Source organism: Caballeronia hypogeia (assembly GCF_001544875.2).
In the GTDB taxonomy this organism is placed as follows: domain Bacteria; phylum Pseudomonadota; class Gammaproteobacteria; order Burkholderiales; family Burkholderiaceae; genus Caballeronia; species Caballeronia hypogeia.
Genome location: NZ_FCOA02000059.1, coordinates 1 through 21,576 on the forward strand (window position 1 = coordinate 1; position 21,576 = coordinate 21,576).

Genomic DNA, 21,576 nt, shown 5'->3' on the forward strand with positions numbered 1-21,576 from the left:
CCCGAGTCGATCCAACTGAACGACTACAACCATCGGCAGGCCGATGTGAAGCTGCTGGTGGACGCGAATGCGGCGCCAGCGGACAAGACCACTGATGGTGTCGATAACTCCTGGGGCGAGCATTACGAGACGATCGAAGAGGGCAAGGCGATCGCGCTGGTGCGTCACGAGGCGCACCTAGCCGAACAGATCAGCTATCGCGCGCGAGGCAATCCGTTCTCCATCGAGGTGGGCGAGGCGGTGCGTCTCGATATGAATCCGGTCGATGCGCCCCATGGGATCTTGATTACGTCGATCCGCTTTGGCGGTGGGCGCAGCACGTCGTACTGGTGCACGTTCCGGGGTATTCCGGCGGGTCGCCGGTGGCGCACGAGCATCGACAAGATCGCGCAGCCGAAGGTGGAGGGCATTCTCCCGGCCAGGATAGATTCGCCCGGAAAGTACAAGTACAGCTACCTGAGCGAAAAAGGCCTGTATGTCACGGTGATGCCGTTCGATCTGGACGAATGGAGTCCGGGTGGACGCAGCCGCGCGATCCGTATGGCCAGGCCGTATGCGGGGGCGAACTACGGCCACCACATGCCGCTCCTCGACGGCACGGAAGTGGCGCTGATCTTTACCGCGCAAGACCCGAACCGTCCGGTGATTATTGGCTCGCTGCACGACAGCCGGAATCCGGACCTTGTAAATAATCTGAATCACACCCGGAACATTATCCGCACCGCTGCGCAGAACGAAATGCGCATGGAGGATAACGACGCCTCGTTGCCCGACATGGCGAGCTTCATGCGCATGGACAACGGCTTGATTGCTCAGTTTGTTTCGACGCAGTTGGCGGGCGTGATCGAACGTCAGGGCAATCAATGGGTCGCGGCGCAAGGCATGAACCAGGGCACGCTCACGCTCGATCCAGCCTTCCTCGCTGCGCTCAATAAGCTCGCTCGTGTATCGACGTCGTTGTTCCCTTCAGGCGACGCACGCCTGCGCTTCGAACTGCGAGGCGTACCGACACCGGGCATCACCGACCTGAAGCTGATTTCATCCGGCCAGCAACTGCACTATTTCAACCAGATGGAGCAGTGGGTGCCGTTCGAGTGGCCGGGCCAGGGACTGGACAACAACGCGCAACTGCAATGGCAGACCGATGAGGCCGGCTTGCGCTCGACGATGTACGCGCAGGGACGCTTTGCGCTCATCCGACTGTTCGAGCGCGCGAAGGTCACGCAGCACGACAACGCGCGCTACGTGTTGTCGTGGACGCCCGAGCAAAGCATAGGCATTCCACTCTCGGTGCAATTGCGTGCCGAAGGCGGTGCCGGTCCGCTCGATGTGCTGTCCCTACGCCACTTCACGTTGCCCGCGCGGATTTTCATAACGAGCACGGCGAAGGATGGTCCGAAAAATTCCGGCCCGAACCTGCCGCCTTTGCCACCCGGAGCCATCGCCTCGGCTCAAAAAGTTGGCGTCCCGCTGCCGGAGACACACAGATGACCGACGATCGAATCACAGACACCGAGCCCGCACAACATGTGGACCCCGTGCTTCGCTACTACGAAGCCGAAATGCGCTATCTGCGCGAAGCCGGCCGGGAATTCGCTCGCGCGCATCCGGACCGGGCGCGCATGCTCAATCTGGACCGCGTGGGCGATCGCGATCCATACGTCGAACGTTTATATGAAGGCTTCGCGTTCCTGACTGGCAGGCTTCAGCAGAAACTCGATGACGAGCTACCCGAGTTGACCGAAGGGTTGGTGAGTCTGTTGTGGCCGCATTACCTGCGCATGATTCCGTCGCTGTCCGTAGTGGAATTGATTCCGCTCGGGGAAAAGCATCAGCGCACCGAGCATGTGCCGTCGGGTGTGCCGGTCCGCGCCGCGCCGATTCCGGTGCCGAAGGAAGGCAACGAAGGCAGCACGCCGACGATGGTCCAGTGCCTCTATCGCACGACTCAACCAGTCGATCTGCATCCGCTACGTCTGCTGCAGGCGGGACCCACCGTGCGTCACGACGGCCGCTCGGTGATTCGCCTTGCCTTCGAACTGGACCACTCCGCCAATCGCAAGGAAACGGACCTGTCGCGGCTGCGGCTATACCTGAACGCCGATCAGCCGACCGCATTCGCCATGCACCTCGCGCTCACGCGTCAGGTTCATTCGATCGACTGGCGCATTCCTGAAATCCGCGACGGCGAAGCGCTGCCGCTGGAAGGTGTGACGATCGAACCGGCCGGATTTTCATCCGAAGAACGCCTGTGGCCCAAGTCCGACGCCGCCTTCTCCGGCTATCAACTGCTGCTGGAGTATTTCACGTTTCGCGAGAAATTCCTGTTTGTCGATCTGTGCGGACTGGATGTCGAAAAGCTCCCCGAAGGCACCACCCGTTTCGAGCTGGAAATCACGCTCAAGCATCCGTACCCCTCCGATCAGCGCTTCAACAAAGAGAACATCCGGCTCTTCTGCTCGCCGGTCATCAACCTGTTTGAGCTCGATGCAGAACCGGTGGCAATCGACCATCACGAAACGGAATACCGGGTGGTGCCCGCGGGCTATCAGGGCGCGCACATCCAGACCTATTCGGTCGATGCCGTCGAGGCGTTCGATCACGAAACCTCGGAGCGCTACGAATACGTGCCGTTCTCGACGTTCCGGCATCGCGGCGGCATGTTGCGGCATGAATCGCCCGAGCGCTATTACCACACGCGCGTGCGGCCCGGCATGGACGGCCTGTACGAGACCTGGGTGATCTTCGGCGGCCACGCGTGGGAAGCGATGCAGGATTTGCCTGAGGAAAGCGTGTCGCTGCACGTGACGGGCACCAACGGCATGCTGCCGCGCAAGGGGCTGCGTGAAGCGCGCATCGACGAGTTGGCGACGTGCATTTGCGCATGCAGATCTCCTCGCGTTTCGTGCCCGAGCCGTCGGTGGGAAAGCAGAAACTACATGGCGCACCGCGCCTTGGCTGGACCGTCGTACTGCCCTCGCAGCAAGAGCGCCTCATCACGGTTGAACTGGGCGTGTGCGAAGCGTTTCCGGCGCCGTCGCCCAATCCGTATCTCGAGGCGCGGGCCGCATAAAGAGCGAAGAACATGAATCGAAATCGGGCGATGGGTCTGGCTTTGACCGTGCTTTTGTCGGGATGCGGCGTCTGGCAGGCCGCCTCCGACAGCACCGTCGATGCCTACGACACGGTGTTCCACAACCGCGGCAAATCGGTCAACGTCGATCTGAGCGCAATCCCGAATTTGAATCCGGACGACGCCGGTCATCCGAGATCGGTGGCGGTGCGCGTGTATCAACTCAAGGACCGCAAACGCTTCGATGCGGCGTCATTCAACGATCTGCTCACCAAGGACGACGTCGTGCTCGAAGCAGATGTGCAGGCGCGCATGGCGGCGGTGGTCAATCCGGGCGGCTCGGCAAGCATGTCTCAGCCAATGGAACGGGACACGAAAGTGATCGCGATCGCTGCGTTCTACCCGAGCGCCGACAAGACAGAATCGTGGAAGCAAGTCGTGGCCGTAAAAAAGCTGCCGGCTGATGTGCCGTTGGAGTTGAGCTTGGCGGAGCGGGCGTTAAGCGTGTTCGATGAACCGAAGGCGATCAAGAGATGACGAAACCAGAAGGCTCGCTTTCAGGGCACGGCGATCCTGCTGTCGTGGTGTGGGCCACAGACCACGCGGTGAGCAGACGCGACTTACCTGCAGTCTGCGTCAGCCGGAGTGACGTCAGTTGATATCCCGAGATGCGGTCAATCTGTGCCACGATCGAGGCCATGCGGGCCATTGCGGCTGCACGCGCAGGCAAGTGTCTGTCGACGCAATACGCCAACGTCCCGGCCCACCGGATTTAACTAGAAATTACGCATGAGCACACGTCCGTCGCACAAACCTTTTCGCCCTCGCAAGGCGCCCGCTCAGTCGCGCTCGGAGGCGACGGTAACCTCCATCATCGAAGCGGCTGCGCAGGTGCTGGAGAGCGAAGGTTTCGAAGGTTTCAACACGAACGCCGTGGCGCGGCGCGCGGGTGTGAGCATCGGATCGCTCTATCAATACTTTCCGGGCAAGGATGCGCTGACCGTCGCGCTGATTCATCGCGAGAACCGGCGCTTTCATGAGGACGCGTCCGGCGCGTTGACCAAGCGCAGCGGCCGCGCGGCGCTCGAATATCTGATCGGCGCGGCGGTGCGTCAGCAGTTGCAGCGGCCGATGCTCGCGCGCCTGCTCGATATCGCGGAAGGACGCCCCGCATTGCGCGGCGAAGTCGCCAAGAGCGAGATGGAGGAACTGGTCGCAATCGTCGTCGGACGCGCCGCGCCGAAGCATCCGCGCCCGGATGTCGCGGCGGGCGATCTGCTCGCCATGGTGCGCGGCATGGTCGATGCGGCAGGCGAGCGCGGTGAACGCGATCTCGACGATCTGGAGCGCCGCGTGCGTGCGGCCGTGTTCGGCTATCTATCGAGGAGCGGTAACGCGTGAATGTGAGCAGACGATGGACGCATCGCGGCTCCGGTGCATGAAAGTGCGTGACGGTACGGGTTTTCGCGTGATCGGAGAGCCTGCGCAATGCGAGTAGTCGAATGTGAGCTATTGCTTATATTCTGACGTTATCGGGTGGCCGCGAAAAACGGAACCGCCGCCGATCAACCTATCGAGAGATCAACGATGACAGATTCGATCACGAGCATGAAGCTCAATCACCTCAGCTTTCCTTCCGCCGACACGTCCGCGACGGCCCGCTTCTTCGAGCAATATCTCGGCTTCACGATCGCGGGCACGTGGGAGCAGTCGTACATTCTCAAGCGTCCTGGTTTCGACGTAGTGATCGATCACGCGCGCGACGACACGCCCGACTGGCCTCGCGCATTCCACGTCGGCTTCGAGCTGCCTGATCTCGACGCGTTGCGCGAACTGCACGCAAGATTCGCGTCGGCGGGCGTACCGATGGAAACGGGCATCTTCAACAACGGACGCGGCTCGCGCTTCTTTTGCCGCGCGCCGGGCGGGGTGATGTTCGAGCTGAACACGCGCGCCGACGCCGCGCCCGAGTATCAGGGCACCTTCGACGACTGAAGCGCGCTCATCGGCCCGCTTCGCGCTTTTCCTGTTCCTCGACGGTAAAAATGGCTTCAGGCATGGCGTCGAGGCGCGCTTTCGGAATCGGCGTGCCGCTTTGGTCGGACAGGCCATACGTGCCTTCGTCGATCTTTTCCAGCGCGCGCTGGATGTCGCCGATGCGCCTGTCGTTCACGTCGCGCAGCGCCTGGTTCGTGATGTCCTGCTCCATGCGCTGCGCATCGTCCTCGTATTCGTGCGCTTCGGAACCGCGCTCTTCCTGAAAGCGGCGCTCGCGCGTGATATTGCCTTGCTCGCCGCCGAGCACGTCGCGTTTCAGCGCCAGCAAGCGCTCGCGCTGCTCCACGATGTATTCGTCACTCAAACCGCTTTGCTGGCTGCTCATGATCGTGCTCCATGAAAGGATAAATGCGATTCCGACGCGCTATTCGCCGGCCGCGATGGACACGGACGCTTCGCTCGTCAGCATCAGGAACGTGAGCGTTTCGCGCAGATAGAGCTGCACGGTGGTGTCGGTATGGCTCGTGTAGCCAATCGACAGGTCCTGTCCGAGATGCAGTTCGTAGTCCCCGCCGCGCGTGGACAGCACGCAGCCGCCCTGCAACGCGGGCGCCCACACGAGATCGCCGCTCACGATGCGCTTGATGTGCTGGATCACCGGATAGCCCTGATCGCTCGCCTCTGCGAGCGCCGTGTACGCATCCGCGCCGAGCAGCACGGTGTAGGGTCCGTCGACGCCGGCGAGGCGCAGCTTTTCGAGCGCCTGGCTGATCGCGGCGGGGTAATCGACCACGTCGTTGGGCAGCAGGGTCGGCGCGTTCGAGCTGCCAGCGCGAATGCCGACGATGCCGGCGGCCGCGTAGCCGTCGAAGATCGCGCTGTCTTCGGCGAGCGCGAGCTCGCTCGCGGCGGTCTTGGCGGGCTGCCAGTCGCCGTCGTTCGAGCCGCGCTCCACGCTGTCCACCGCTTCGCGCTGCAACGTGAACGGCGCGGTGAGCTGCACGAGTTGCTTCACCTCGTAGAGCTTCGCCGAGACGCCCTTGCGCGGCGCGGCGACGTTGCCCAGATGCCCGGTGCCAATGCCGGACAGCGCCGTGCCCCCGGGTTCCTTCACATCGACCACGCGCCGTCCCGCGACGGAGCGCTTGAAGGTGCGGGCGACTTCGGCTTCGATCTGCGCCCATGCGGCGCTCGAGATCGGCGCGAGCTCCCGATGCAGGTTATTCATGTCGTGGCGTTCCTTTGAGTGAGCCGATGTTCAGGGCGCCGCTGCTTCCCGGCGTCTGCGGGTCGTCGTTCGCGGCGTCGGGATTGCGGTCGGGCAGTTCGTCGAGCAGATCGACTGACGGCACGAAGAACAGCCCGCCCGTCACGGCGCGGCTGTAGTCGAGCAGCCGGTCGTAGTTGCCGGGCGGCCGGCCGACGAACATGTTTTCGAGCATCTGCTCGATCGGCTTCGGCGTGCGCGCGTAGCCGATGAAATACGTGCCGAACTCCTTCGCGCCGGGACGTCCGAAGGCCATGTTATGGCGCAGGATCTTCACTTCCTGGCCGTTCTCCTCGATCGTCGTGAGCGAGCTGTGCGAGCACGAAGGCTTGATCGAATCATCGAGCTCGACATCGGATAACTTTTCGCGCCCGATGATGAGTTCCTGCTGCTCGACCGTGAGTCCGTTCCATGCGTCGAGGTCGTGCAGATACTTCTGCACGATCACATAGCTGCCGCCCGCGAACGCCTGATCTTCTTCACCGATGATCGTGTAGCCGGCGGTGTGCTTGCCGGTCGGGTTCTCGGTGCCGTCGACGAAGCCGACCATGTCGCGCAGATCGAAATAGCGAAAGCCGTGCACCTCGTCGACCACGGTGACCGCATCGCCGAGCTTGTTCAGCATCTGCGACGCGAGCTCGAAGCACAGGTCCATATGGTCCGCGCGGATATGCAGCAGGATGTCGCCGGGCGTGGCGATCGCGCGCCGGTCGCCCGAGCCGACTTCGCGAAACGGATGCAGCGACGCGGGACGCGGCGCGCCGAACAGCAGGTCCCACGCATCGGCGCCGAAGCCGCAGACGCAGGAGAGATTCGCGGTCGGCGCGCGCGTGCCGACCGCGCGTACCAGCGCGGCGACGTCGCCGGACCATGAGCGCACGACATCGGCCTTGCCCGCGTGGCGGGAAATCGTCGCGACGATGAAGATCGCGCTTCGTGAGATTGGATTACAGACGGCTTGTGGTTCCGGTGAGTTATCGGGCATCTGTCGGGTGCGATGACGTGAAGCGGTTGAACCAACGGGCCGTGCGCCGCGCATGTCGCGTCAGCGCACGTGAAGACGCGGCCTTAGTTGCCGCGTGTGAAAGTGTGGCCGGACAAGCGATCGGTTTCAGTGGTGAACCAGCTTTGCGCATGCCGGCGCGTCACGATCCACGAATGATCGTCGCCGCCGCCCGCGTGTTGCCGGATCACGCGCCGCGCGCGTTCGAGGCCATCCCGCACGGCCTCGTCGCAGGTGCGCCATTCGGGCTGGACGGTTTCGGTCCACGGCTCGAACGCGGGCTTGCCGTCGCGGCTCACGCTGAGATCCGCGATCCATGCGCCGCGCTCGTTGCGTCGCGTCGCCACCGAGATTTCGAAACCCGCATAGACGTCAATGGCAGAGTCCATCTGGTTCTCCGATGCGATTGCCTGATGTGTCGCGCGCCGTCGTTAAAGCTCATACGAAAGCGCGGCGCAGTGCGCGTCCGAAGGCACGCGCACGACGAGGCCTGAGATTAACTCAAGTCTATGCAATGAATACTGCAAAAGGCACGCTCCGGCAATCGAACGCGGGGCGGCGGCGCGTGCTGCTGGCAGGCGCTTCAGCGTCGCGCGTCGAGCGCCTGGCGGATGGTGCGGGCGAGTTCGTCGAAGGTGAAGGGTTTTTTCAGCAGCACGACGCCCTCGTCGAGCCGCCCTTCGTGGAAGATGATGTCGCGCGTGTAGCCCGACGCGAACACCACGGCGGCGCCATACGGCGGCGCGCTCGCGATCTTCGCCAGTTCGTTGGCGCGGATGGTGCCGGGCATGACGACATCGGTGAACAGCAGATCGACGTCACGGTTCGTCTGCAGGGCCGCGAGCGCCGAGTCCGCGTCCTGCGCGGAGAGCACCTTATAGCCGAGCTGCGCGAGCATGTCGATGGTGGCCAGGCGCACGTCGGGATCGTCTTCGACCACGAGCACGACCTCGCCGCCCCGCGACGCGCGCGGCCGCACGCCGCCCGGGCTCGCGGCTTCCGCCTGCAGGCAGCGCGGAAAATACAGCGCGACGGAAGTGCCCACGCCCACCTGCGTCTTCACATCGACGCAGCCCGAGCTTTGCGACACGAAGCCGAACACCATGCTGAGCCCGAGACCCGTGCCCTGGCCTTCGGCCTTGGTCGAATAGAACGGCTCGAACATGCGTGCTTTCACACTGTCGGGCATGCCGGCGCCGTCGTCGGTCACGGCGAGGCGCACGTACTCGCCAGCCGGCAGCGCGAGACCGCTCGCGTGTCCGTCGGCAAGCTCCGCGTTGGTTACTTCGAGCAGGATGTTGCCGCCTTCCCGAATCGCGTCGCGCGAGTTGATGACGAGATTCAGGAGCGCGTTTTCAAGCTGGCTGCGATCGACGAAAAGGTTCCACACGCCATCCGCCACCGAAGTCGTGAGCTTGATGGATTCGGGCAGCGCGCGCTGCAGGAACTCGCACATGTCCGAGACGAGTTTTGCCGGATTGACGACCGCCGGGTTGAGCGGCTGGCGGCGCGCGAAGGCGAGCATTTGCGCCGCGAGCTTGCCGCCGCGCGTCACGGCTTCGCTCACCACGTGCAGGCGGCGCGTGAGATCCGGCCGGTCGCGCGTGGCGAGTTCGATCAACTGGAGATTCGCGGAGATGATCTGCAGCACGTTGTTGAAGTCGTGCGCGACGCCGCCGGTGAGATTGCCGATGGCCTCCAGCTTCTGCACCTGGCGGAACCGCTCCTCGGCCTCGACGCGCGCGGTGACCGCTTCCGCCACGCGCTCCTCCAGCGTCTGCGTGAGCCTGAGCAGCTTGTCCTCGGCGATCTTGCGCTCGTGGATGTCGACGAGCACGCCGGGCAGGCGCACGGGCTTGCCGGCATTGTCGAACTCGTAGCGCCCGCTCGACAACGCCCATCGATACTGTCCTTCCGGCGCGCGGATGCGCAATTCGACTTCGTGGCGTCCGTCCTCGCGACTGAGCGCGCCGCGCATCGATTCGCGCACGCGCTCGATATCTTCCGGATGCAGACCGCCCGCGAGTCTGTCGAAGGGCCAGGTGTCTTCGCCCCCGGTTTGCAGCGCGAAAACCTTGACGAATCGTTCGTCGCCGCTGAAGCGTTCGGTGACCGCGTCCCATACCCAAGTGCCCAGCACGATGCCGGAACTGAGCGCAAGCTTGAGCCGCTCGTTGGCTTCGCGGAAAGCGCGCTCGGCGGCGTCGCGGCGCTGTTCGGCGAGCACCTTCCCGGTGGTTTCGAAGACAATCGACAATACGCCGGCGGGATGCCCGTCGTCTTCCGCGACCGGGCTATAGTGAAGGTCCATCCACACGTCTTCGGGCTGGCCGTTGCGATGCAGCGTCAGGCGTTTGTCCGAGTACGAGAGCGTGGCGCCCGAAAGGCAGGTGTCGACCACGTTGCGATTGAACGCTGCGATCTCCGACCATCCTTCCTCGACCGGCTTGCCGAGCAGAAACGGGTGACGGCCTTCGGCGAAGCCCGCGTAGGCGTCGTTGTAGATCATCGTGCCGGGGCGGCCCCACAGCATGACCAGCGGCACCGGCGAAGCGAGCAGCAACTGAACGGCGGCCCGCAGACTCTTCGACCATTGATCGATCGGACCCAACGCCGTGCCCGACCAGTCGAAGTCGGCGATGCGCGCGGCCATCTCGCCACGCCAGCCGTCACAGTCGAAGGATTGTTCGGGCCAGGCCGTTTCAGGTTTCATAACGCTCAACAGGGACATGGAATGCGCCGCGGAGCCATGCAGGCATGCGGCATCGATTGCTACGGCATCACGTGCGTCAATAAAGGCTACATCTTAGTTCATGCAGGTCCCTTAAAGGCATGCAGGACCGGGCGCTCAGACGCAAGGCTTGCATTTTGAACACGCCGGAGTTCCATGGTTCCTTGGATGCCGTCATCGGACGATACGGCTGGAAGACGGTCACATCACGGGAGAAGCGGGCATGAGAGGCAAAAGCATCGCTGCCGGACTGATTTTGCTGCTCGCATGGGCGAGTGCGGCGGCACAGGAGTCGCTGACCGATGGACAAATGCTGGGCGTCGTGTTTGTCGCGAATCAGGCGGAAATCGCGGCCGGCAATCTCGCGCTCGGCAAGACGCGCTCCGCCAGTCTGCAGGTCTTCGCCAAGCGCCTAGTCTCGGAGCATGGCCAGGTCAATCAGGAGATCGTCGCGCTCACGCAAAGACTCGGCGCGCAGCCGCAAAGAAGCGCGACCAGCGACGCATTGACGAAGCAAAGCGCCGACGAGCTCGCATCGCTGGACGAGACCAGCAGCCATGACTTCGACGAGGCGTATCTCGACCGCGAGGTCGTCTTTCTGCAGAAGCTCGTCAATACCGTCGATGGCTATATCCGCACGACGAGCAGCGCCGATGTGCGCCTGCTGCTGATCCGTTCGCGTCCGTCCTTCATTTTTCATCTCGATCAGGCGCACCGTCTGCAACTGAGCATAGGCAGTCCGGGACTGAAACGCTGAACGCGACGACTACGTTATTATGGCCGCGCCGCATCAAAACCATCACGCGAGGCACGCAGATTTCATGGACGCATCCGCACGAATCGATCAGTTGATCGCCGGCATCACCGACTGGCGCGGCGAGACTTTTGCCGCCATGCGCAAGATCATTCTCGCGGCGGACCGGGAGGTCGTCGAGGAATGGAAGTACATGGGCAGCCCGGTCTGGTATCGCGACGGCATGATCGCCGTGGCCAATGCGCACAAGGGAAAAGTGAAGCTCACCTTCGCCAATGGCGCGAGCCTTCCTGATCCGGACCGGCTCTTCAACGCGGGACTCGAAGGCAACGCCCGGCGTGCGATCGATTTCTTCGAAGGCGACCCGATCGACAAGCGCGCGCTGACGGAACTCGTGCGCGCGGCCATCGCGTTCAATCAGGCGAAGGCGAAGAAGAAACCGCCGAAGGACTGAAGCGCGGAACGCTCAGGCCGTGCGCGCCGCCGTCGGGAACAGAAGGGTTCATGGCGTGACCTCGGACGCGCGTGTCACAGCTGGCCCGCCGATGCCCACGGCGGTGCGCTTTCCATGGCAGTCGGTCAGCGCTCCGGGAAACTTCGCGCTCTGAACTCTTTTCAGCCTGCTTTCGGCGATCGTTCCGATTTTCAGACGGCTCGCGCCTGTCGTTTCTTCTGCGAACACGAAAACGTCCCATCGCTTATCGCCCCCGAAACTTTCCGTATCGCGATTTCTTCGTTCGCGCGCGGCGGAGCGGCTAGTACATTGGGTTCCCGGCGGCTGAACGCGCCGTTTCGTTTTTTTATCGAAAGGAGCCCGATCGTGAATGCAGCCGCGCTACAGAACGAAGCAGAATTGACCGTCCATCCGCTTTCGGCGCATATCGGCGCGGAGATCGGCGGCGTCGATCTGACGCGGCCCTTGTCCGCCGATAAGGTGCGGGCGATACGCGCCGCGCTGCTCGAATGGCGCGTGATCTTTTTCCGCGAGCAATTCCTGAGTCACGAACAGCACGTCGCGTTTTCCGCGCAGTTCGGCGAGCTCACGGTTGGACATCCGGTGTTCGGGCATGTCGAAGGAAATCCGCAGATCTATTCGATCTCCAAGTTCCGCAAGGCCACGCGCTTCGAAGGGCAGTCGCTGCTGCGCCCCTGGACCGGCTGGCATACCGATGTGACCGCCGCCGTGAATCCCCCCTTCGCGTCGATACTGCGCGGCGTGACGATCCCGCCGTATGGCGGCGACACGCAATGGACCAATCTCGTGATCGCCTACGAAAAGCTCTCCGCGCCGCTGCGCGCTTTCGTCGATGGCTTGCGCGGCGTGCATCGTTTCGCGCCGCCGCAAGGCGCGAGCGGCACCGATGCGTTCAACCAGGCCGTCACCGAACACGTTCTCGTGAGCGAACACCCGCTCGTGCGCGTGCATCCCGAGACCGGCGAGCGCGCGCTGTACGTGAGCCCGGGCTTTCTCAAGCAGGTCGCGGGCCTCGCGCCGCGCGAGAGTCAGGCGCTGCTCGAACTGCTGTGGGAGCACGTCACGCGACCGGAATTCACGGTGCGCTTCAAGTGGGAGGCGGGCAGCGTCGCGTTCTGGGACAACCGCACGACCGCGCATCTCGCGCCCGTCGATATCTTCGATCTCGACTTCGACCGCCAGTTGTATCGCACGACGCTGGTGGGCGATGTGCCCGTCGGGCCGGACGGGCGCGCGTCAGTGGCGCTCGAGGGCTCGCCGGTGGGCGCGGCGGCGGCGCTCGCCCAGAACTGATCAGCCGATGAGCCTGTGCCCGCGCATCCATTCGAGCACGAGGCCGGCGATGTCGTCGCTGTTGTCGTCGGCCATCAATGCGTGACTGTTGCCTGCGATGCCGCGCGCGGGCAAATCGATCCATTGCGTATCGACGCCGGCCGCGGCGAGCGCTTCGTGCCATCGCCGCACCTTCGGGACGGATTCGATCCAGAACGGATGCCGGTCCAGATAGTCGCCCCAGACGAATAGATGCGGAAGGCCGCGCAGAACGCGCGGATCGCTCGTTGCCGGGTCGGGCGCGCCGGAGGGTTCCAGCGAAATCACCGCCTTCACGCGTTCCGGCGCATGGAGCGCTGCGCGCAGGCCGAAGTTGCCGCCCTGACTGTGCGTGAGCACGATGCTGTCCGGCACGCGCCCGATCAACGCGTCGTAGGCGTGTTGCGTGAGCGCGTCGTTCGTCGACCAGCGCGGCACGAACTGATTCATGAAGGTTTCCATCTTCGCGACGTCGAAGCGCAAGCGGTCGTGAGGACGGCGCGATGCGGTCTCCGCGTGCCACGATCCGGGCGGGCCGAAGCGGAACGTTTCTTCCCACGCCTCGCGCGCGGTGCGGAAGTAAGGCGCTTCGGGATACACATCCGGATAAGGCGCCCACGATGCACGGCCGCGTTCGACGGCGTCGGACACGTAAACGTCGAAGCCCGCGCGCAGGAAAAACATCTGCCAGCCAGGACGTCCGTCGGGCGTGGTTTCCCAGTTCACGCCGCTCATGCCGCCGCCATGCCAGAGCAAGAGCGGATGAGGACTGCGCGCCGCTGCGAGGCGCACGTACTGCACGTACATCTGCCCGACGATCACTTCGCCGTTCGGATCGACCGGATGCACGGCGCCTTGCGCCGTGCTCACGCGCGAGCGCGGCGCCATGCCTGCCAGCGTGGTCATCTGTCCGCCGATGTGGAAGCTGCCGATGTCGCTCACCTGGATCGCGGCGGCTGCGGGGTGCGTGTTCATTCGATGGTCCTCATTCAGCGTCGCGCGGGTGCGTCGGCGCGTCAGGCGCTTCGAAGCGCGTCACGAAAATCAATATCACAAGAAAGGTCATGAAAAAGCGGAACGCGCTGTCTTCGCCGTTCCATTGTTTCGACATCCACATGTCGAACCACTCCCCGCCGATGCTCATGAAGCAGACCTGCCAGGTGAGGTAACCGAGCGTGAGGCCGGCGTGTTGCTGCCGCCGTGCGCGCCACATCGCGATGACGCCCGCCCAGTAGAGCAGCGCGGTGACGGTTTCGAGAAGGATGATCAGGTCGTAGCCCGCGTGCTGCAGCACCCGGCGAGGAAATCGCGCGATACAAGCGAGGCGAGCAGCGCCATCGAGGCGACGGCGAGCAGCTTGACGAGTCGTTCGGACATCTCGTTCTCCTGATGCGTATCGCAGACGATTGTCCAGGTCTGGAATGAGCTGAACATGATGATCGATTGCAACTAACCGTCGATTCTCGCTCCCTCACTTTCTCGGCTTCGCCGCAAAAATCAGGCGATCAAGCAAAGGGGAGAAGCCACTTCATCGCGCAGTGGCTGCCCCGATACCTGACGCCCCTACCAATGCATGCCCGCGCCGACCGCGACGCCGTAATATCCGCGCGTATTGGTCGAAGCCGATCCTTTGAACACCCAGCGCCCCGAGCCCGACACGCGCGAAACTCCGAGCGCGACCGCCGACTGGCCGTCATACGTCGCGCCCGACACGCCGACGAGATTGCGTCCGTACTGCACCGCCTGCGGCAGGCCGGCGATCGCCATCGCGGCAGCCGTGCCGCCGCTCGCGTCGCGGCGCGCCGTGCCCACGAGGCCATCGGTATAGCTGTTCGCGCTCTGCAGCGCCGCGCCCACGCGCTGATCGGTGTAGGTGTTCGCTTGCGTCGCCATGTCCTGCATGGCTTGCGCATGCGCCGTCATGTTCAGGTTCACCGCGCCCATCTCCTGGCTCAGCGCGTAGATCTGGCTGCCGTTGACGGCGTCGGCGCTGGTCGCGGAAATATCGCCGTCCGCGACGCCGGTGATCCGGCGCGCGCCGTCCTGCCCGGTCATATCTACGAGCGTGCCGTTCCTGTCGGCGGCGACCGCCATCGCGCCCGTCGTGGTGTCCTGTTTGACGAGGCCGACCTCGCCGTTGCTGATCTGCTGGCTGACCGAGGTCACCGAGCTTTCGATATTCGTCACGCGGCCATCGATGTTGGTGAGCGCGTCGCCGACATTGTCGAAGGTCCGCCCGCCGATGGAATACGCCGGCGCGCGCCACGTTCCGTTCGGGTTCACGCCGGCGCCGCCGCCGAGTGCCTGGCCCATCGACGCGGTCATCGCATAGAGCTGGCTGCCGTTCACCGCGTCGGTGCTCAGCGTGCCGATCGCGCCCGCCGCGACGTTCGACAGCGTGACCGGCGCCGCCGCGTCCGCACCGCCGAGCGTCACGCGCGCGTGCTCGGACGTGTCGTAGAGCACGGCATCGGCTGCCGTGCCGCCCGTGCCGCTCATCGCCTGTCTGAGTTGCGCGACGTTGACGGCGTCGGTGTCCAGCGCGCCCGCCGCGAGATTCGTCACGCGCCGCTCGCTGCCCGCCGCGCCGACCGACACTTCGCCCTTCGCCGTGCCGCCCACGAGCCACGCCTGCTGATTCAGGCCCTGGCCGTTGGCGACGGAAAAGGACCCGAGCGCGACGCTGTTCGCGGCGAGCACGCTGGCATCGTTGCCGATGGCGATCGCGTTGTCGCGCTGTACGGTCGCCCGCGCGCCGAGCGCGATGGCGTTGTCGCCCAGGACGGCGGCGAGGTTGCCGAGCGCGATCGCATTGTCGCGTTCCGCCCGCGCGCCGCTGCCCAGCGCGATGCTGTAGCGGCCGGTCGCGGCGCTGCCCGCACCCACGGCGACGCTGTCGTCGCCGTGGGCCTTCGCGCCCGCGCCGGCGGCGAGCGCGCGATTGCCCATCGCTTCGGAACCCGATCCGATCGCCACCGCGCCGCTGCGATGCGCCTTCGCATCCTTGCCCACGGCGACGCTGTTCTCGCCTAGCGCCTGATCGGTCCCGACTCCGACGCCGCCGCCGAGCGCGACACCCGTCGCGCCCATCAGTCCGATGGCGGCCGCGAGCGCCATTGCAACACCACGTTTCGCATTCCGGAAATTGCGGGCCGTGCTACAGGACTTGGTCATGATCGTGCTCCTGATCGTTCATCGATTGATGGAGCAATTTTCGGAAGATGCCGATTGACGCGAAATCGCCGATTTCTGGACTTTGCGTAGGACTCGCACTACATTTTCCTGACGATTTCAGCGGAGGACGCGAATGTATCGGGTCGTGCTGGCCGAGGAGCAGCCGGCGATGCGCCATGCCGTGCGTTCCCTGCTCGATCGCGAGCGCTACGCGGTCGTGGGGGAAGTAGCGGACGGTCTGGAGGCGCTGTCGCAGACGCTCGAAGTGAAGCCGGATCTGCTGATCCTCGCGCTGCGGCTCAAGCGGCTCGGCGGGCTGGAAGTGATCCGGCGGCTGCGCAGGCGCCGCGCGAAGGTGAAGATTCTCGTGCTCACGGCGGCCGACAGCGAGCACTTCATCGGCCTGTGCATGCAGGCGGGCGCGTCCGGATTCGTCAGCAAGCAGGACGATCTGGCCGATCTGCTGCTTGCGCTGGAGGCGATCGCGCAGGGGCGCACGTTCTTTCCCGGCGGCGCGGCTGCCATCGATGCCGGGCGGCGCAGCGAAGCGGACCAGCTTGCGAGCCTGTCGGCGCGTGAGCTGACCGTCATGAATTATCTGGCGAGCGGCTTTTCGAACGGCGCCATTGCGCGCGAGATGGCGCTGTCGGACCGGACCGTGAGCACCTACAAGGTGAGGCTGTTTCGCAAGCTCAACATCACCAATCTGGTGGAGCTGGTCGAGGTCGCGCGGCGCGCCAGGCTCCTCGGGCCGGGCATGAGCGAGCCGCAGTCCGACGCCGACGTCTTCGCCGCAGGCATCGACGGCGAGGACGGCCAGGAGCGCGACCAAGGTGCGCTCATGCGACGCGCGCTCGATGCGATTCCCGCAGGCATCTCCATTCGCGACCGCCGCGGGCGCCTGCTGTTCGCGAACGACCATTTGCTCGCCGCTTATCAGCGCAAGCGCGAGGATTTGCTCGGCAGCAGCATCGCCGACTCCGATCTGATCGATGCGCGCGACGCCGCCGAACTCGATGCGATCTACAAGGAAGCGGTGAAGCTCGGCGTTTCCTTCGACCGCGAGGTGGTCGTCACCTATCGCGGCCGCGTGACGACGCAGCGTTTCTGGGGCGGTCCGATGCGCGATGCGCGCGGCGATGTCGTCTCGATGGTCTGCGGCCAGTGGAACCTGTCGGAACAGGAAGCGGCGTTCGCGCATCTGCGCGAGGGCAAGGCGCAAGCCGATGCGGCCCGCCGCGCGAGCGGCGCGCTGCTCGTCGAGCACGTGCGCCGCGCGGGCGCGCCGCTCGGGGCGCTCGAATCCGCGCTGCGCCGCATGCAGGGTGCGGCGCCCGACGATGCGGCGCTCGCAGAGGCGCGCGGCGCGGCGCACGCGCTGCGCATGCAGCACGAACTGCTTGAAACCTGGTTGGATTTGCGCGCCGAGTCGGGCGCTCCGGGCGCGGCGGTTTCGCGTTCCTGCGAGCTCGGCCGATTCGCGCACGAGCTTGCCGGCGCGCTGCGCGAACGGCTGGGCGAACCGGCGCCCCTGATCACGACCAATGTTGATGACTTGCGGGCGCCGCGCGTCTGGATGGACGAGGCGCGCTGCCGCGTGGTGCTGGCGAGTGCGCTCGCGCCGCTCGGCGCGGCGTTCCGTGCCGAAGGCATCGCGCTTCGCGTGCGCAGCGCGCTAAAGAGCCGCGCGCTCGTCGCCATGGATATCGATGTGGTCGTCACGCGCAGTGGCGATGCGCCGGAGGACGCATCTAACATCGACATGGCGCGCGAGCTGTGCGAGCGGATCGAGGCGCGGCTGGCGATCGTGGAACAGGACGCATCGCGCCTCCGTCTGCGCGTCTCGATGATCCTGCCGAAAGCCGCCGATCGATAGCATCGCCCCCGCAGCACGCCCCGCATCGAGCATCGACGTCTGCAGAAGAACGAAGCGTGTCTTCTCCGGATATCTCATTAATCGCCGGGCCGCCGCTGATTTTTGCAATCAATTGTTCCGGTTTCGGCTGGCATGGAGTTTCGGACCAGAAACACATGACTCGAGATCGCGCGCTAGTCGAAGTCGCCCCTATAATCCTTGCCTCGAACGATTTGTGCCGGGACGGCACGCTCACCGGCGGCGGACGACGCCGGATTCTTAACATTCCGAACGCCTGTCTGAAGCAGGCCGAAGCATCAAAGGAACGCCTCGCGTGGAAAGTCTGTTTCAATCCGTGAACGCATTGTTCGCCTTCATCGCGCCCGTTTCGGATTTTCTGTGGGATTTTCCGACGAATTTCAACGGGTACGCGCGCATTCCAGTGCTCGGACAATTCTCATTCGCGATCCTGTTGCTGGTCGGCGTCGGCATTCATTTCACGATCCGCACGCGCTTCATCCAGACGATGAACATCGGCAAGATCGTGCGCATCATGTTGCGCAGGCAGCCGTCGAAAACCGGCGTCAGCGCGCTCGCGTCTTTCATGCTCGGACTCGCGATGCGTGCGGGTCCGGGCAACATCGTCGGCATTACGGGCGCGATTTCGGTCGGCGGGCCGGGCGCGTTGTTCTGGATGTGGGTCGCCGCGTTCTTCGGCATGGCCACCGCGTTCATGGAATCGACGCTCGCGCAGCTCTTCAAGGAAAAAAAGCACGACGAGTTCGTCGGCGGCCTGCCGTTCTACGGACGGCGCGTGCTGGGCGATAAGCGCATCGTCGGCACGTTCCTGTCGCTGGTGTTCATCGTGTATGCGCTTTTCAACGTGCCGCCGCAAACGTTCAACGTGTTCACGGCCATCGGCACCATTGCCGATACGGTGGCGGGCACGCACCTCGCGCGTCAGTCGACGGTGTATTACGTCATCGCTGCCGGGCTCATCGTGGCGTGCGCATTCATCATCATGGGCGGCATTCGCCGCGTGACCGCTTATACGGATGTGCTCGTGCCGATCAAGGCCACGCTGTTCTGCCTGATGTCGCTCGTCATCATCCTGATCAATCTGCCGCTGATTCCTTACTTCTTTCGTGAAGTGATCGTCGGCGCGTTCGCACCGCATGCGCTGTTCGGCGGTGCGATCGGCACGGCGCTCGCGCAGGGCGTCAAGCGCGGGCTGATGTCGAACGAAGCGGGGCAGGGCACCATCACGATGGCCGCCGCGATCGCCGACAACGACCATCCGTGCGAGCAGGGCTTCGTGCAAAGCCTCGGCGTGTTCTTCGACACCATGATCATCTGCACGATGACGGGCTTCATTGTCGTCATGGCGCACGTGTGGACCGGCGCAGTCGACGGACAGGCGTGGGAATCCGTGAGGGCGTCGAAGATCACGGTCTATCTCGCATCGGTCGAAGCGCTCGTGCCGGCGACGCTCGCGCATGGCGTGAAGATCGTGATGTGCGTGTGCTATGGACTGTTCGCGTTCACGACGCTGCTCGGCATGATTTCGTTCGCGGAAATCTCGGCAAACTTCATTTCACGCAGCCGGGCGTTCATTACCGGCATTCGCGTCGTGGGCTCGCTCGTGTTCGTGCCGTTCGGCGCGCTTACCGTGCTCGCCGGGCTGGAGTTGCCGAATCTCTGGGCGCTCTCGGATCTGATGAACATCGTGATGGTGCTGCTCAACGTGCCGATTCTTCTGGCCGGCCAGAAGCTCGTGTACAGGGCGCTCGCGCACTATCGCGCAACGCAGGGCGGTTCGTTCGTATCGGAGCGCATAGGCGTGCGCACCGAGTACTGGACGGCGATTCGCGGCGTCGCGAAGCGCGAGGATGAGGTTCGCGAGCGCGTCGAAAATTAAGCGATGAAATCGACCGCACCGGTGCTCAGGTTGTACATCGCGCCGGCGATCTTGATCGTATGCTGGCCTTCCAGTTCGCTGAGGACGGCGCTGTCGCGGCGAATCTGCGCGATGGTCAGTTCCACGTTCTTGCGCGCGACCATGTCGACGAACGGATAGTTGGTCGCCGTGCGCTCGCCGTCGTACTGCGTTGCGTCCACGGCAGGCTTGATGCGCGCGAGCAGCCCCGTGAGATTGCCCAGCTCGACATTGGCGATCGCGCCTTTGATCGCGCCGCACGACGTGTGCCCCATCACGAGCACGACCTTCGCGCCCATCAGCTTGCACGCGAATTCCATGCTGCCGAGAATATCGCTGTTCTCGATATTGCCCGCGACCCGGCAATTGAAGATATCGCCGATGCCGAGATCCATGATGACTTCGGCCGGCGCGCGCGAATCGATGCAACTGAGCAGCACGGCCGCCGGATATTGCCCCTTGGCGCTCGCTTTCTGCTCGTTCAGATAGTTGCGCGGCTTTCGCTCGCCTCTGCGGAAGCGCTCGTTGCCGCGCTTCATCGCTTCGAGGATCTGCTCCGGCGTCATGCTGTCGCGCTGCGCGTGGGTCAGCGCATCGGCACGGGCGGGTGTCGAGAGAAGCGGCGGAGCGGCCAGCCCGGCGATGGTCGCGGATGCAACCGACTTGAGGAAACCCCGGCGGCACGCATGTGTGCATTGCAGCGGATGCGCCATTTCTTTTTCTCGCATGACCTCGCTCCTCGACCTGTGGACTACGGGAACGGATTCGGGCTACTTGTTTATAGCCCGAATCGTGGCGAATTCAATGCGCGATTGTTCGGATGGCAAACGTCATATCGACGTCGTGGCGAGCTGCCGGGCAATCTCCAGAAAGTTCGCCGTCTTCGCGGCCGTGGCGTCGATACGCGAGGCCAGCGCGAGTCGAATGCTGATGGCGCTGCCGAGCGCGTCGGTATAGGCGACGCCATCGACCTGAATCTGACAGACGGATGCCGGCACCAGCGACACGCCGAACTCCGCCGCCACCAGATTCACGACCGAGGACAGTTGCGGCGCCTGTTGCCCGGCGACCGGCTCGAAGCCGGCTTCACGACATGCGCCGACGATCACGTCATGCAAGGTCGGGCTCGCCTCGCGCGGCAGCATGACGAACGGATCTTCGGCGAGCGCCGCGAGCGGCACCTTGCGCTTTTTTGCGAGCTTGTGCGTGGCGGGTAGCACGATCTTCATCGGCTCGATGGCGATGTGGTTGATCTGCACGCCCGCCGGCGACTGGCTTCCGAGGCGCACGAAGGCGACATCGACGCGGCCGCCGTCGAGATGCGCGAGCAGTTGCGCAGTGTTGCCTTCGGTGAGCGTGAGCGTGACGTTCGGATAAGACTGCCGATACGAGCGGATGAGCTTCGACACGACCGGATTGAACGCCGCCGACCCAGTGAAGCCGATATTGAGCTGCCCGATCTCACCGCGCCCTGCGCTCTGGGCCTTTTCGACGGCGAGCCGCGTATCGTTCAAAAGACGCTTGGCGTCGACCGCGAACGCCTCGCCGGCCTCCGTCAGCACGACGCCGTGTCCCGTCCGGCGAAACAGGCGCACGCCGAGTTCGTCCTCCAGCGCGTGAATTTGCTGGCTGAGCGGCGGCTGACCGATGCCCAGCCGCTCCGCCGCGCGCGTCACATTGCGTTCCTCGGCGACGGCCAGAAAATAGCGAATATGACGCAGTTCCATGCGATATATGTAAAAGCTATTTCAGAAAGACGAGATAGATATTGGACAGTATATCAATCCCGCGACAAAATACCGCTTATCGCGCAGTCCGAGCGCTCAGAACTCATCCCCACAGGTATCGCCGATCACTTTCACGAGTGAGGCAGGCGGGACGATTCGCGCCCATGTCGGGCGACGGCTGCGCGTAACGTCAATTTGGGGTCTAGCATGGCTGAAGCCGTAAAAAAACCAAGGCCCGAGTACCGGAACATCGGGATCGGCCAAATCGCGAA

At 64.1% G+C, this 21,576-nt stretch carries 21 protein-coding genes; 11 read left to right on the forward strand and 10 right to left on the reverse strand.

The genetic code is table 11. The annotated features are described in order from the left end of the window. The 5 genes from AWB79_RS40730 to AWB79_RS37260 form a co-directional block, all read left to right on the forward strand. Positions 1-1,491 (forward strand): type VI secretion IcmF C-terminal domain-containing protein (locus tag AWB79_RS40730; protein WP_232471142.1); only part of this gene is annotated, 1,491 nt, incomplete at its 5' end. Continuing rightward, a complete protein-coding gene (gene tssF, locus AWB79_RS37245; RefSeq protein ID WP_232471143.1) occupies positions 1,488-3,089 on the forward strand; it encodes a type VI secretion system baseplate subunit TssF in 1,602 nt (533 codons plus the stop codon). The genes AWB79_RS40730 and tssF, both read left to right, overlap by 4 nt. A gap of 14 nt (positions 3,090-3,103) precedes the next feature. Continuing rightward, the gene (gene tssJ, locus AWB79_RS37250) at positions 3,104-3,610 is read left to right on the forward strand and encodes a type VI secretion system lipoprotein TssJ (protein WP_232471144.1); all 507 of its coding nucleotides are present in this window, start codon (positions 3,104-3,106) and stop codon (positions 3,608-3,610) included. A 252-nt stretch (positions 3,611-3,862) separates the two neighbouring features. Further along, positions 3,863-4,474: a TetR/AcrR family transcriptional regulator gene (locus AWB79_RS37255; RefSeq protein ID WP_061172477.1), complete on the forward strand. Its 612-nt coding sequence runs from the start codon at positions 3,863-3,865 to the stop codon at positions 4,472-4,474. 207 nt (positions 4,475-4,681) lie between these two features. Beyond that, positions 4,682-5,068: a VOC family protein gene (locus tag AWB79_RS37260; protein WP_061172492.1), complete on the forward strand. Its 387-nt coding sequence runs from the start codon at positions 4,682-4,684 to the stop codon at positions 5,066-5,068. Between the two features lie 7 nt (positions 5,069-5,075). Here the strand turns inward: AWB79_RS37260 and AWB79_RS37265 are convergent, their stop codons facing one another. From AWB79_RS37265 to AWB79_RS37285, 5 genes are all read right to left on the reverse strand, one after another. Then, positions 5,076-5,456: a TraR/DksA family transcriptional regulator gene (locus tag AWB79_RS37265; RefSeq protein WP_061172478.1), complete on the reverse strand. Its 381-nt coding sequence runs from the start codon at positions 5,454-5,456 to the stop codon at positions 5,076-5,078. Between the two features lie 39 nt (positions 5,457-5,495). After that, entirely contained in the window at positions 5,496-6,299 is an 804-nt protein-coding gene (locus tag AWB79_RS37270; RefSeq protein ID WP_061172479.1) for a family 1 encapsulin nanocompartment shell protein, read from the reverse strand. Continuing rightward, on the reverse strand, positions 6,292-7,323 hold the full coding sequence (locus tag AWB79_RS37275) for a Dyp-type peroxidase (protein ID WP_061172480.1): 1,032 nt from the start codon (positions 7,321-7,323) through the stop codon (positions 6,292-6,294). The genes AWB79_RS37270 and AWB79_RS37275 overlap by 8 nt, the downstream gene beginning before the upstream one ends. An 83-nt stretch (positions 7,324-7,406) precedes the next feature. Then, the gene (locus AWB79_RS37280; RefSeq protein WP_061172481.1) at positions 7,407-7,730 is read right to left on the reverse strand and encodes a DUF6566 family protein; all 324 of its coding nucleotides are present in this window, start codon (positions 7,728-7,730) and stop codon (positions 7,407-7,409) included. A 194-nt stretch (positions 7,731-7,924) separates the two neighbouring features. Continuing rightward, positions 7,925-10,054 (reverse strand): hybrid sensor histidine kinase/response regulator, encoded by a 2,130-nt coding sequence (locus tag AWB79_RS37285; protein WP_061172482.1) that lies wholly within the window; start codon positions 10,052-10,054, stop codon positions 7,925-7,927. 241 nt (positions 10,055-10,295) lie between these two features. Between AWB79_RS37285 and AWB79_RS37290 the strand changes: the two genes are divergently transcribed. The 3 genes from AWB79_RS37290 to AWB79_RS37305 all read left to right on the forward strand — a co-directional run bounded on the left by AWB79_RS37290 (position 10,296) and on the right by AWB79_RS37305 (position 12,594). Continuing rightward, complete coding sequence (locus tag AWB79_RS37290; RefSeq protein WP_061172483.1) at positions 10,296-10,829, forward strand: DUF4142 domain-containing protein; 534 nt, start codon at positions 10,296-10,298, stop codon at positions 10,827-10,829. 64 nt (positions 10,830-10,893) lie between these two features. Next, complete coding sequence (locus AWB79_RS37295) at positions 10,894-11,280, forward strand: DUF1801 domain-containing protein (protein ID WP_061172484.1); 387 nt, start codon at positions 10,894-10,896, stop codon at positions 11,278-11,280. 366 nt (positions 11,281-11,646) lie between these two features. Next, positions 11,647-12,594 (forward strand): TauD/TfdA dioxygenase family protein, encoded by a 948-nt coding sequence (locus AWB79_RS37305; RefSeq protein WP_061172493.1) that lies wholly within the window; start codon positions 11,647-11,649, stop codon positions 12,592-12,594. Here the strand turns inward: AWB79_RS37305 and AWB79_RS37310 are convergent, their stop codons facing one another. From AWB79_RS37310 to AWB79_RS37320, 3 genes are all read right to left on the reverse strand, one after another. Continuing rightward, positions 12,595-13,587 carry an alpha/beta hydrolase gene (locus tag AWB79_RS37310; RefSeq protein ID WP_061172486.1) on the reverse strand — a complete coding sequence of 331 codons (993 nt, stop codon included), beginning with the start codon at positions 13,585-13,587 and terminating at the stop codon, positions 12,595-12,597. Between the two features lie 10 nt (positions 13,588-13,597). Further along, positions 13,598-13,906 carry a DUF2165 domain-containing protein gene (locus AWB79_RS37315; protein WP_232471145.1) on the reverse strand — a complete coding sequence of 103 codons (309 nt, stop codon included), beginning with the start codon at positions 13,904-13,906 and terminating at the stop codon, positions 13,598-13,600. A 269-nt stretch (positions 13,907-14,175) separates the two neighbouring features. After that, on the reverse strand, positions 14,176-15,786 hold the full coding sequence (locus tag AWB79_RS37320) for a YadA-like family protein (RefSeq protein ID WP_082862595.1): 1,611 nt from the start codon (positions 15,784-15,786) through the stop codon (positions 14,176-14,178). A 133-nt stretch (positions 15,787-15,919) separates the two neighbouring features. Here AWB79_RS37320 and AWB79_RS37325 point away from each other — a divergent pair, with 133 nt between their 5' ends. The 3 genes from AWB79_RS37325 to AWB79_RS37330 are packed head-to-tail and all read left to right on the forward strand — an operon-like array spanning position 15,920 to position 19,559. Beyond that, on the forward strand, positions 15,920-17,662 hold the full coding sequence (locus AWB79_RS37325; protein ID WP_061172488.1) for a response regulator: 1,743 nt from the start codon (positions 15,920-15,922) through the stop codon (positions 17,660-17,662). A gap of 56 nt (positions 17,663-17,718) precedes the next feature. Beyond that, the gene (locus AWB79_RS39910; protein WP_157695936.1) at positions 17,719-18,000 is read left to right on the forward strand and encodes a hypothetical protein; all 282 of its coding nucleotides are present in this window, start codon (positions 17,719-17,721) and stop codon (positions 17,998-18,000) included. Then, complete coding sequence (locus AWB79_RS37330) at positions 17,976-19,559, forward strand: alanine/glycine:cation symporter family protein (RefSeq protein ID WP_061172489.1); 1,584 nt, start codon at positions 17,976-17,978, stop codon at positions 19,557-19,559. The genes AWB79_RS39910 and AWB79_RS37330 overlap by 25 nt, the downstream gene beginning before the upstream one ends. Here the strand turns inward: AWB79_RS37330 and AWB79_RS37335 are convergent. Further along, positions 19,556-20,305: a carbonic anhydrase family protein gene (locus AWB79_RS37335; protein WP_061172490.1), complete on the reverse strand. Its 750-nt coding sequence runs from the start codon at positions 20,303-20,305 to the stop codon at positions 19,556-19,558. The genes AWB79_RS37330 and AWB79_RS37335 overlap by 4 nt on opposite strands. A gap of 102 nt (positions 20,306-20,407) precedes the next feature. After that, entirely contained in the window at positions 20,408-21,304 is an 897-nt protein-coding gene (locus tag AWB79_RS37340; RefSeq protein ID WP_061172491.1) for a LysR family transcriptional regulator, read from the reverse strand. Positions 21,305-21,576 lie beyond the last annotated feature (272 nt).